The organism is Hypericibacter sp., assembly GCF_050729195.1.
Classification (GTDB): Bacteria; Pseudomonadota; Alphaproteobacteria; order Dongiales; family Dongiaceae; genus Hypericibacter.
In genome coordinates this window covers 1-11,655 of sequence record NZ_JBOHKS010000086.1, presented here as the reverse complement: position 1 = coordinate 11,655, position 11,655 = coordinate 1, and the positions used below count along the sequence as shown (strand labels likewise).

Annotated in this window: 12 protein-coding genes; 10 read left to right on the top strand and 2 right to left on the bottom strand. The window is 65.7% G+C overall.

Annotated features, from left to right (window positions below; genetic code table 11):
* Positions 1–85 precede the first annotated feature (85 nt).
* A complete protein-coding gene (locus ACREE8_RS06630; protein WP_431572194.1) occupies positions 86–622 on the top strand; it encodes a GNAT family N-acetyltransferase in 537 nt (178 codons plus the stop codon).
* On the opposite strand, the gene petA is transcribed toward ACREE8_RS06630, so the two are convergent.
* Positions 609–1,259, bottom strand: a complete 651-nt coding sequence (gene petA / locus ACREE8_RS06625) for a ubiquinol-cytochrome c reductase iron-sulfur subunit (protein ID WP_431572193.1) — start codon at positions 1,257–1,259, stop codon at positions 609–611. The two genes, ACREE8_RS06630 and petA, sit on opposite strands and share 14 nt — an antisense overlap.
* A 231-nt stretch (positions 1,260–1,490) precedes the next feature.
* On the bottom strand, positions 1,491–1,901 hold the full coding sequence (locus tag ACREE8_RS06620; protein WP_431572192.1) for a tellurite resistance TerB family protein: 411 nt from the start codon (positions 1,899–1,901) through the stop codon (positions 1,491–1,493).
* A 278-nt stretch (positions 1,902–2,179) separates the two neighbouring features.
* Here ACREE8_RS06620 and nanR point away from each other — a divergent pair, with 278 nt between their 5' ends.
* The 9 genes from nanR to ACREE8_RS06575 all read left to right on the top strand — a co-directional run.
* Positions 2,180–2,971 (top strand): transcriptional regulator NanR, encoded by a 792-nt coding sequence (gene nanR / locus ACREE8_RS06615; protein ID WP_431572191.1) that lies wholly within the window; start codon positions 2,180–2,182, stop codon positions 2,969–2,971.
* Positions 2,898–3,203 (top strand): putative quinol monooxygenase, encoded by a 306-nt coding sequence (locus tag ACREE8_RS06610; protein ID WP_431572190.1) that lies wholly within the window; start codon positions 2,898–2,900, stop codon positions 3,201–3,203. The genes nanR and ACREE8_RS06610 overlap by 74 nt, the downstream gene beginning before the upstream one ends.
* A gap of 55 nt (positions 3,204–3,258) precedes the next feature.
* On the top strand, positions 3,259–4,110 hold the full coding sequence (locus ACREE8_RS06605; protein ID WP_431572189.1) for an HpcH/HpaI aldolase family protein: 852 nt from the start codon (positions 3,259–3,261) through the stop codon (positions 4,108–4,110).
* A gap of 11 nt (positions 4,111–4,121) precedes the next feature.
* Positions 4,122–5,174 (top strand): NAD(P)-dependent oxidoreductase, encoded by a 1,053-nt coding sequence (locus ACREE8_RS06600; protein WP_431572188.1) that lies wholly within the window; start codon positions 4,122–4,124, stop codon positions 5,172–5,174.
* A 226-nt stretch (positions 5,175–5,400) separates the two neighbouring features.
* Complete coding sequence (locus ACREE8_RS06595; RefSeq protein WP_431572187.1) at positions 5,401–6,849, top strand: ABC transporter substrate-binding protein; 1,449 nt, start codon at positions 5,401–5,403, stop codon at positions 6,847–6,849.
* A gap of 201 nt (positions 6,850–7,050) precedes the next feature.
* Positions 7,051–7,965 carry a carbohydrate ABC transporter permease gene (locus ACREE8_RS06590; protein ID WP_431572186.1) on the top strand — a complete coding sequence of 305 codons (915 nt, stop codon included), beginning with the start codon at positions 7,051–7,053 and terminating at the stop codon, positions 7,963–7,965.
* A complete protein-coding gene (locus ACREE8_RS06585; protein ID WP_431572185.1) occupies positions 7,962–8,789 on the top strand; it encodes a carbohydrate ABC transporter permease in 828 nt (275 codons plus the stop codon). The genes ACREE8_RS06590 and ACREE8_RS06585 overlap by 4 nt, the downstream gene beginning before the upstream one ends.
* Positions 8,790–8,811: 22 nt before the next feature.
* Positions 8,812–9,912, top strand: coding sequence for an ABC transporter ATP-binding protein (locus ACREE8_RS06580; RefSeq protein ID WP_431572184.1), 1,101 nt, complete (start codon positions 8,812–8,814; stop codon positions 9,910–9,912).
* 188 nt (positions 9,913–10,100) lie between these two features.
* Positions 10,101–11,655 (top strand): hypothetical protein (locus tag ACREE8_RS06575; protein WP_431572183.1); only part of this gene is annotated, 1,555 nt, incomplete at its 3' end.

Below are 11,655 nucleotides of genomic sequence, written 5' to 3'. Positions count from 1 at the left end.
GCCGTATCCCTTCGGGGATGCGGCCCTTTTCTGTTGTGGGGTTGCCATGGTTGGTTGAGGGCCGAGGCTCGCGAGAAAGAGTTTCATGCCCGATTGCGCTTTCACCCGGATCGAGACCGAGCGGCTGGCCCTGCGCCGGTTCCAGGCGCGCGACCTGCCCGACCTGGCAGCCTACCGCGCCCATCCCGACGTGCTGCCCTGGCAGGGTTGGTCGAGCTTCGGGCCTGCCGACGCAGCGGCCCTGATCGCCGAGATGGCCTGGCTCGATCCCGATTGGCCCGGCCGCTGGTTCCAGATCGGGATCGCGCTCAAGGATCGCGGCAGACTGATCGGCGATATCGGTCTGTTCGCGCCGGCGGCGGATCCGGCCGGTGCCCGCATCGGCTATACGCTGGCGCCCGACTGGCAGGGCCAGGGCCTCGCGCGCGAGGCGGTGGCGGGGCTGATCGCCTATCTCTTCGCGGCCCGCGCCAAGCGGCGCGTCGTCGCCGGCACGCTGCCCGGCAACGCGCCGTCGCAGCGATTGCTCATGGCGCTGGGATTTCGCCGCCTGCCGTCGCTCGATCTCGACGGCGAGTGGGGGTTCGTGTTGGAGCGGCCAGCCGCCTCTAAAGCTGGTTGATGTCGTCGAGGGAGAAATTGCTTCCTTGCGGATTGTCGCCGATCACCAGCGTGGCGTCGTTCTCGAAGCGATAGGGCGGCACCGGCAGATTGTAGGGCGCCGGCACGCCGCGGAAGACGCGCCCCGCCAGATCATATTTCGAGCCGTGGCACTGGCAGAGATAGCCGCCGGGCCAATCGGCGGTGACGGTCGGCCGGAAGCTCGGGATACAGCCCAGATGCGTGCAGATGCCGACCAGGACGGCGAACTCCGGCTTCACCGAGCGGGACCAGTTCTTCGCATAGGGCGGCTGCTGCAGGGCCTGCGACTGCGGATCGCGCAGGCGGTCCAGCATCGACGTGGATTGCAGCGCGGTGAGCGCATCGGGCGTCCGGTGGACGATGAAGATGGGCCGGCCCCGCCAGGTCACCACGATCTGCTGGCCCGGCTCGACCTTCGAGATATCGACGGTCACGGGCCCGCCCGCCGCGATGACGTCGGCGGAGGGGTTCATCTGATCGAGGAACGGCCAGGCGAGGGACGCGACGCCGATCGCCGTGGTGGCTGCCGTTGCGAGATAGAGGAATTCCCGGCGCGTGGCTTGCGGGGACGGGGCGGTTTTCTGGCTGGGTCGGGGGACGACATACTCGACGGGCATCGATGCTCCTCACTCCCCCCGCCACGCCTGACTTGGTTGGCGGTGATGGGAAGAAAAGAGGCGGATCGCCGCGACCCCGCGATCATGGAGGCGTTTTAAGGCGGCTGGAGCGCGAACGTTCAGGGCAAGACGCGATTTTCCCAATCGTCATGCCGGCCTTCGGCCGGATGCGGGGGCCGGGGTGACGAGTAAGGATAACCGTCTCGCAAACGATGCGGAGGTCGTCGCAGCCTACACCGTCCGGTGACGGACCCGGGCGCCGGTCTCGATGGCGGCGGCGGTGAGACGGTCGATGTCGAGGTGATTGCGGATCAGCTCGAGGAGCCGCAGCTCCTCCTGCGAGGCCTTGCCGTCGGCGGCGGCCACCTCGCAGGCGAGCGCATAGGCGGTCTCGCGCAGCTTCTTCGGCAGCGCCTTCTTGATCAGCGACAGGGCCTCGTCGAGGCCGTCCTCTTCCTGCAGCAGCTTGGCGAAATCGGCGCCGACCTTGGGCAGCTTCTTGCGGTCGAAATCCTCGAACACCGGCAGATGCAGCACCATGTCGCCGATCGAGCCGAGCTCGGCGTCGGACATGTTCCGGTCGGACGCCGACACCATCATCATCGTGTAGATGAGCGCGGCATGGTGGCTGATCTTCGCCATTCAATTCTCTCCTGAAATGCGGGGCCCCCTATGTAGAAGCCGGGTCGGGGGATAGCAAGCGAGCCCGGTTTCCGCCTTGGCAAGGGGTCCGGCCCTAGGAAAACAAAGCCCAGCCGCCCCGCACCCCCGTGATCGACCTCGATCGCTCGAGATGTTTGTACCGGTTTTCCACAGGGAACTGAGTGAACCGGCCCTGCGCCGGCTTGACCGGCGAGAACCGGTCGCCCTAGCGTCGGGGCCGGCTGGTATAAACGGTACACCAGATACCAAGGATACCAATGCAAGTCAGCCCCATCCGGCGACGCAAGCTGTCCGAGGAGGTCGCGGCCCGTCTCGAGGCCATGATCCAGGAGGGCGGCTATCAGCCGGGCGACCAGCTTCCCTCCGAGCGCGATCTGATGAAGCAGTTCGGGGTCGGGAGGCCGGCGGTGCGCGAGGCCCTCTATTCGCTGCAGACCATGGGTCTGGTGGCGGTCAGTAGCGGCGAGCGCGCCCGCGTGACGCGGCCCACGCCCAAGCTCGTGATCGAATCCCTCGCCGGCACGGCGCGGCTGATGCTCTCCGAGCCCGACGGCATCCGTCATTTCCAGCAGGCCCGCACCTTCTTCGAGATCGGGCTGGCGCGCCACGCGGCGGAGCATGCGACCGAGGCCGACCTGATCGATCTCCGGCGCGCGCTCGAGGAGAACCGGCTCTCGATCGGCAATATCCGCCGCTTCGAGCAGACCGACATGGCGTTCCACTATGTGCTGGCGGTGATCCCGCGCAATCCGATCTTCACCGCGATCCATGCCGCCATCGCCGAATGGCTGATGGAACAGCGCACCATGACCTTGACCTATCCGGGTCAGAACGAGATCGCCTACCGGGCCCATGCGGCCATCACCGAGGCGATCGCGTCGCGCGACCCCGACCGTTCGGAGCGGGTGATCCGCGCGCATCTCGACCAGGTGGCGGGTTTGTATTGGCAGGTGGTGGGCGAGCAGGGAGGCGAGCATGTCGGGCTACGTGATCATGGTGGATTTTCACCTGAAGCCCGGTCGCCAGGCCGAGTTCCGCCGGCTGATTGACGAGAATGCGCGGGCCTCGGTCCGCGAGGAGCCGGGCTGCCGGCGCTTCGACGTGCTGGAACCGCCGAAGGAGAAGGACCGGGTGGTCCTCTACGAGATCTATGACGACCGCGCGGCCTTCGAGCTGCATCTGAAATCGGCGCATTTCGCCTCGTTCAACAGCGCGAGCGCGCGCCTGGTGGCGGAGAAGATCGTCACCGACTACGCCTTGGTCTGCGAGGGATCGGAGTAACCGCGGGCCTCGGGAGTCTCTATTCCCGAGGCCGCCATGAAGGGATCAGCGGAGCATGGAAAGCGTCAGCCTGAAGCAGATGGCCCGCAGCAAGAAGGTGAAGCTCGGCCATTTCATCGTCGAGTTCGCCACCCCGGGCATCGGCCATATCGTGAAATCGGCCGGCGGCGATTTCGTCCTGTTCGATCTCGAGCATTCGGGCTTCTCCTTCGAGACCGTCAAGAGCGCCATCCGCTATTTCGAGGCCGCGGGCATCGCGGTCATCTGCCGCGTGCCCTCGAAGAACTACGACCACATCGCGCGCGCCTGCGATATGGGTGCTGAGGGCATCATGGTGCCGATGGTGGGCTCGGCCGAGGAGGCCCGCGCCATCCTCGACTGCATGAAATATTACCCGGAGGGCAAGCGCGGCGTGGCGCTGCAGGTCGCCCATGACAATTACCGGCCGGGCGATGTCGCCAAGAAACAGGCGGCCGCCAACAAGCGCACCACGCTGTTCTGTCAGATCGAGACGGCCGAGGGCGTGCGCAATGCCGACAAGATCGCGGCCCTGCCGGGCGTCGACTGCCTCTGGGTCGGGCATTTCGATCTCTCGACCTCGCTCGGGATTCCCGGCCAGTTCGGCGATCCGAAATTCACCGACGCGATCGATAAGGTCGCGGCCGCAACCAGGAACCACGACAAGGCGCTGGGCCGCCTGGTGCCGACGGTCGAGGCCGGTGTCGATTACTTCAATATCGGCTTCGATTTCATCTGCTATTCGGGCGATGTGTGGGTGCTGCATAACGCGCTGGCCGACGCCCTGACGAAGCTGCGCGGGGCCTGCGAGGGCAAGGCGGGCCGCAAGACCAAGATCGCCGCGGCGGTGGACGAAGCGCCCAAGCGCAAAGGCAAGAAGAAGAGATAGGTCCCGGCGCGATGAGCACGGCTCCCTTCCGCGTGGCTCTTTCGGGCGATTTCAAGAAGCCCGACGGCTCGCCGACCTTTCCGGATTTCGATCTGGGGCCGCTGCTGTCGGCGCCGGGCGTCGAGACGGTGTTCCTCGGGCCCGCCAACCCTGTGACCGCGGAGCAGTTGGCGGACTTCGACGCCCTCATCCTGCTGATGCCGCGCTTTGCCGCCGAGAGCATCCATCCCAACGGGCGCCTCGGCCTGGTCGCGCGGTTCGGCGTCGGTTATGACAATGTCGATACCGAGGCCTGCAGCAAGGCCGGCATCGCCCTCGCGATCACGCCCGACGGCGTGCGGCGGCCGGTGGCGGTCTCGATCATCACTTTCATGCTGGCCCTGACCGGCAAGCTCATGATCAAGGACCGGCTGACGCGCGAGGGGCCGGCAGGCTTCGCACGCCGCGTCGATCATATGGGCGTGGGACTGGTCGGGCGCACGCTGGGCTCGATCGGCATCGGCAATATCGGCGCCGAGCTGTTCCGGCTGGCCAAGCCCTATGACATGAAATTCATCGCCCATGACCCCTTCGCCGACGCCAAGGTTGCGGCGGAGCTGGGCATCGAGCTGGTCGATCTCGACAGCCTGTTCCGGCGCTCGGACGTGCTCGCGGTCAATTGCCCGCTGACGCCCGAGACGCGCCATCTGGTCAATGAGGCGCGTCTCGGCCTGATGAAGCCGACCGCCTATTTCATCAACACCGCGCGCGGCTCCATCGTCGATCAGCAGGCGCTCACCCGCGTGCTGCAGGCGCGGCGCATCGCCGGTGCCGGTCTCGACGTGCTGGAGCAGGAGCCGCCCGCCGCCGACGATCCGATCCTCACGCTCGACAATGTGATCCTGGCGCCGCATGCGCTCTGCTGGACCGACCAGTGTTTTGCCGGCAACGGCGCCGCCGACATCAGGGCGGTCTTGAGCGTGATGAAGGGCGAGGAGCCGCGCGGCGTGGTCAATCGCTCCGTCTTGAGCTCGCCTGTCTGGAAGTCCCGGCTGGAACGCAACCGCCAGCGTTTTGGCCATTAGAGGAATGGGAGAGTGCTCTAGCCCCGCAAAGGAGAATCGCCGCCAAACACGCCACCTGACATCAAGCCAATGGTCGACACGCAAGCCCTCGAGAAAGGGCAGTGGCCTGATCCCAACGCTTGGAGGCCAAGCGTTGGGTGAATCAGTCCACCAAAACCAGGAGAGCGGATCGATTCAGACAACGGATGCAAGCATCCGTTGTCATCGAGCCGCACGGGAGGAAGCCATGAGTTTGTTGAAGAAGCTCGCCTGGGCCGGCGCCTTCGCCGGTCTCGCGCTCAGTGCCTGGTCGTCGGGCGCTGCGGCACAATCCGCCGATGAGATCGCCGCCGAGGCGGCGAAGAAATATGCCGGCACCGAGATCACCGTCGTGTGGGAAGCCGGCCTCCAGTCGCTCGATCCACTGAACTTCTCCGGCCCGATGTGGGAGAAGCTGACCGGCATGAAGGTCAAGGTGATCGAGGTGCCGACGGAAGAGATGTTCACCAAGATCATGCAGGAATATCGCGCCGGCACCGGGGCCTATGACGCGCTCAACGTGATCCCGTCCTGGATGCCCGACCTCGCCAAGGCCGGCGCCCTCGAGCCGCTCGATTCCTATGTCGACAAGTACAAATACCGCGACGAGCTGCAGAAAATCGCGCCGACCTTCCGCGACAACCAGATGACGGTGGACGGCAAGATCTACGGCTTCCCGGACGATGGCGACGTCTTCATCATGTATTACCGGAAGGACGTCTTCGCCGATCCGCAGAACCAGGCGGATTTCAAGGCCAAGTTCGGCTACGACCTGGCTCCGCCCACGACCTGGAAGCAGTTCGACGAGATCGGCCAGTTCCTGACCGACAAGTTCCAGCCGAAGATGTATGGCGCCGCCTTCTTCCGCCAGGCGCCCTATGCCCAGCTCATGTTCCAGGAGCGCTTCCGCAACGAGGGCGGCAAGTTCTTCGACGCGAACACGATGAAGGCCACCATCAACAGCGACATCGGCGTCAAGGTGATGACCGATATGCGCAACGAGAACAAGTTCATGCCGCCCGGCGTGGAGACCTGGGGCTTCGTCGAGAATCTGGCGGCCTTCATGTCGGGCCAGACGGCCATGACCATCTCCTGGCCGCCCTATGGCCGGTGGGCTGCCGGCTATGGCCAGGACGAGAAGGCGCTCAACTGGGTGCCGAAGACGCAGATCGCCGGCAAGGTCGGTTATGCCCTGCCGCCCGGCGGTCATCCGCAGCTGGCGCTGGGTTTCGCCCTCTCGGTGGCCTCGACCAGCAAGCATAAGGACGCCGCCTATCTGTTCATCCAGTGGCTGAACAGCGAGAAGATCTCGACCGAGCGCGTGCAGCTGCCCTATACGCTGCGCGATCCGTTCCGGGTCTCGCACTACACCGATCCGACCTATCTGTCGCGCTGGCCGGATGCCAAGGACTATCTCGCGACCTTGAAGCAGGCTTCCGAGACGGGCCTCTTGGATCTCTCGCTCCTCCAGACCGACAAGTACGAAGAAGCCCTCCGCCAGGGCATCAGCGCGCTCTGGTCGGGCGAGGATCCCAAGGCCATCCTCGACAAGATCGCGGCCCAGTGGGACGCGATCACCGAGAAGGTCGGGGTCGACAAGCAGAAGGCGGTCTATCAAGGTTGGGCGTCCAAGTCCGGCGCCTATCCGCAGATGTGAGACCTGGGGAGCGGCGGACATTCCGCCGCTCCCTTTCTTCTTATCCCCCCTTGCGGGGGAGGGTTAGGGAGGGGGACGACGTGATGGATGCGATGATGAAAGAACTTTCCACCGCGCGAACGGGGCTGCCATGGAGTTCACCCCCTCCCTTGCCCTCCCCCGCAAGGGGGGAGGGGATGAGTTGTTGATGACGGCCCCTCCATGACCCTGCAAGTGGCGGCCGGACGGCGTCGCGCTTCGGCGAGCGGCCCGTTCCTGGATCGGAACTTCAAATATGTGATCGTCGCCCCGGCGATCCTGGTGCTGCTGCTGGTCGGCCTGTTCCCGCTGATCTATTCGCTGATCGTCAGCTTCCAGGGCGTGACGATGATGGAAGCGGATACCTCCTTCCAGGGCCTGAAGAACTACGCCGCGTTGTTCGACGATCTGCGCCTCTGGCAATCGCTGGCCCATACGCTGATCCTGACGGCGGTCGCCCTTCCGATCGAGCTGGTGCTGGGGCTGCTGTTGGCACACCTCTTCCTCGAGAAGATGCCGGGCCGCGCGATCTTCATAGCGCTCCTGACCCTTCCCACCATGATCTCGCCGATCGTCTCCGGCGCCACCTGGCGGCTGCTGTTCGACCATCATTTCGGGCCGATCAACCAGATCATCGCCTGGTTCGCGGGCCATCAGGTGCCGATCATCTGGCTGCTCAATCCCAACACGGTCTATCCCGCGATCCTGGTCTGCGAGATCTGGCAGTGGACGCCCTTCATGTTCCTGATCCTGCTGGCCGCGCTCTCGAACGTCGACAAGTCGCTGCTCGAAGCGGCCGAGCTCGACGGCGCGCCCTATCGCACCATCTTCCGGCGCATCGTGCTGCCGGCGATCTGGCCGGTCATGTCGGTGGCGCTCCTCATCCGCGGCCTCGATCTCTTCCGCATCTTCGATATCATCTGGGCGTTGACGCGCGGCGGCCCCGGTACCATGACCGAGACCATCTCGGTCTATGCCTATCTCCAGGGCTTCGAGCAGTTCGAGATCAGCTATGCCGCGGCGATCGCCTTCCTGGTGATCTTCCTGCTGACGGTCGTGGTGATGATCCTCTTGAAGCGCACGGGGATCGCGCGATGAAGGGCCGGCGCGCCGCCACGACGCTGGGCCTGCGTTATGCCGCCGCCGCCGCGGTCACGTTCGTGTTCCTGTTCCCGATCTACTGGCTCTTCATCATCTCCTTCAAGACGCCGGACGAGATCTTCGCCTTCCCGCCGGTCTGGTGGCCCGCCAACATCCAGTTCGCCAATTACGCGGTGCTGTTCAAGGATGGCGACGTGGTCGCGGTCTGGAACAGCCTGGTCATCGCCGGCTCCAGCACGATTCTCGCCATGTTCTTCGGCACGCTCGCGGCCTACAGCCTGGTGCGCTTTCGCACCGGCGGCGACGATCTGGCGATCTGGATCATCTCGCAGCGCATGATCCCGCCGATCGTGATCGTGTTCCCGATCTTCCTGCTCTATGTCTGGCTCGGCGGCGTCGACACCTATTGGGGCCTGGTCCTGCTCTATACCGCCTTCAACCTGCCTTACGTGATCTGGATGATGCGCGGCTATATCGCCGACATCCCGATCGAGCTCGAGGAGAGCGCGCTGGTCGATGGCTGCAGCCGCTGGCAGGTGCTGATGGGCGTGGTGTTTCCGATGGCGCGGGCGGGGCTCTTCGCCACCGCCGTCTTCACCTTCGTCTTCGCCTGGAACGATTTCATCTTCGCCCTGGTGCTGACCCGGACCGAGGTCATCACCTATCCGGTCCAGGTGACGCATTATTTCGGCGGGCAGTCGAATTTCTGGGCCAAGATCGCGGCCATGTCGGTGCTGGGGACCGTGCCGGTCTTCATCGCCGTGGCGATGCTGCAGCGCTATCTGGTGCGCGGCATCTCCATGGGCGCGGTCAAGGGCTGAGCATGAACGAAGGATCGAGATCATGGCGGATCTGAAGATCAAGGACCTGCATAAGCATTACGGGCCGGTCCATGCCGTGCGCGGCGTCGATCTCGAGATCCCGGCCCAGGAATTCGCGGTGCTGGTGGGGCCTTCGGGCTGCGGGAAATCGACCCTGCTGCGCTCGGTCGCCGGCCTCGAGGATGTCGACCAGGGCACCATCGAGATCGGCGGCAAGGTCGTGAACGAGATGCGCCCGCGCGACCGCGACATCGCCATGGTGTTCCAGAACTACGCGCTTTATCCCTTCCTGACCGTCTATGAGAACATCGCCTTCGGCTTGAAGGCGCGCAAGACGCCCAAGCCCGAGATCCAGACCCGGGTTCGGCGCGCGGCCGACATGCTGGGCATCACGCCGCTCCTGGAGCGGCTGCCGCGCCAGCTCTCGGGCGGGCAGCGCCAGCGCGTGGCGATCGGGCGTGCCATCGTGCGCAATGCGCGGCTCTTCCTGTTCGACGAGCCGCTCTCCAACCTCGATGCGCAGCTCCGCGACGAGATGCGGGGCGAGATCAAGCGGCTCCATCAGGAGATCGCCACCACCATGATCTATGTGACCCACGACCAGATCGAGGCCATGACCCTGGCCGACCGGATCGTCCTGCTGCGCGACGGGAAGATCGAGCAGCAGGGCAAGCCGTTGGAGCTGTTCGAGCGGCCTGCCACCCGCTTCGTCGCGGGCTTCCTGGGCTCACCGCAGATGAACTTCCTCCCCGGCCGCCTGGTGAACGGGGGCGGCACCCGCGCCGTCAAGCTCGGGGACGGCACCCTGCTGCCCTTGCCGGCCAGCCGCTGGGGCCAGCTCGCGGCCGCCAACGACAGCGAGATCGTGCTGGGCCTGCGGCCGGAACATATGAGCCGCGCCCAGGGCACGGCGCTGCCGCCGGGCGCCGTCAAGATCGGGACCACTGTCGAGCTGGTCCAGCCGACCGGTTCGCGCAGCTATGCCACGCTCGGCCTCGGCGGACAGGCCGTGGTGGCCGAGCTCCAGGCCCATGATGTCAGCCGGCCGGAAGAGAAGCTCGAGCTGCAGATCGATCTCAACCGGGCCTCGCTGTTCGATGCCAAGACCGAGAAGGCCCTCTGATGCACCGTCCTGGCTATTTCTTTCCTCTCCCCCACGAGCGTGGGGGGGAGGGTAGGGTGAGGGGGCTCTCTCAAGAAAGAGCGCCACAAGCTTTACCACCCACCTCACCCTGCCCTCTCCTCCCGCAAGCGGGAGGAGAGGAAAGAAAAAGAGTTAGAATGACCGGAGCTTGAGAAGGATTCAGGACCATGGCTATCGCCGCACCGTCGCCCGCGATCATGCTTGCCGGAACCGAGCAGCCCAACGTGGCGGGCCGCACGCTGAAGGCCGGGCCGCTCACGGCCGAGCTCGAGAATGGCGCGCTGCGCACCATCCGCTTCGGCGGCGTCGAGGTGCTGCGCACGGTGGCGTTCCTGGTGCGCGACGAAAATTGGGGGACCTTCGATCCGGCGATCGGCGATCTCAAGGTGACGGAAGGGGCCGACGGCTTCGCGGTCTCCTACAAGGCCGTCTGTTCCGACGCCAAACGCAAGATCCGCTATGACGCGCGCATCGCCGGCAAGCCGGATGGCAGTTTGAGCTTCGAGGCGACCGCGACGCCGGAGACCGACTTCCTCACCAACCGCACCGGCTTCGTCGTGCTGCATCCGCTGAAGGGCGTGGCGGGCCATCCGGTGAAGATCGAGCATGTGGACGGGCGCAAGGTCGCCGACAAGTTCCCCGCGATCGTCAATCCGGTGCAGCCCTTCCTCGATATCCGCGCGCTGAGCCATGAGGCGGCGCCCGGCGTCTGGGCGACGACGCGCATGGAAGGCGACAGCTTCGAGATGGAGGATCACCGCAATTGGTGCGACGCCTCCTACAAGACCTATGTGCGGCCGCTGGCGCTGCCCTGGCCCTACACGCTCAAGAAGGGCGAGAGCTTCAAGCAGTCGGTGAGCCTCAGCTTCAGCGGGCCTGCGCCCAAGCCCGCCACCGGCGCCGACGCGGCCGTCGGCATCACGGTGTCGTTGGGCGAACCCGGCGGCGGCAAGCTGCCGCGCATCGGGCTCGGCCTGCCGGCGGAGGAGGGGGCGCCGTCGCTCGCCGCGGCCGACCTGCTGAAACGCGCAGGGCCGCAGCTGCTGATCGCGCAGATCGATCTGCGCCAGAAACATGGTGCCCGCGAGCTGGAGACCTACAGGAAGATCGCCGAGGCGACCGGGGCCGGCATCGTGCTGGAGATCACGCTGCCCGGGCAGACGGACGATCCCGCGGCCGAGCTGGCGCCCCTGGCAAAGGCCTTGACCGAGAGCGGCCTGAAGCCCGCGGCCGTCGTGATCTCGCCGGCCGTCGATCTCAAGGCGGTGCTGCCCGGCAGCAAGGGCCCGAAGGCGCCGCCGCCGGAAGCGATCTATGCGGCGGCGCGCAAGCTCTTCCCGGGCATTAAGCTGGGCGGGGGCATGTTCTCCTTCTTCACCGAGCTCAACCGCAAGCGCCCGCCGGCGATGCTGCTCGATTATGTGACCCACACATCGAGTCCGATCGTCCATGCGGCCGACGACCGGTCGGTGATGGAGACCTTGGAGGCGCTGCCTTACCAGGTGCAGTCCACCCGCGCCTTCATCGACGGCAAGCCCTATTGGGTCGGGCCCAGCGCCATCGGCGCCCGCGACAATCCCTATGGCGCCGCCTCCTCGGTCAATCCCAACAACCAACGGGTCTGCTTGGCGCAGATGGATCCGCGCCAGCGCGGGCTCTTCGGCGCCGCCTGGAATCTGGGCTATATCGCGGCCTTCGCGCGCGGCGGGCTCGAGGTGGTGG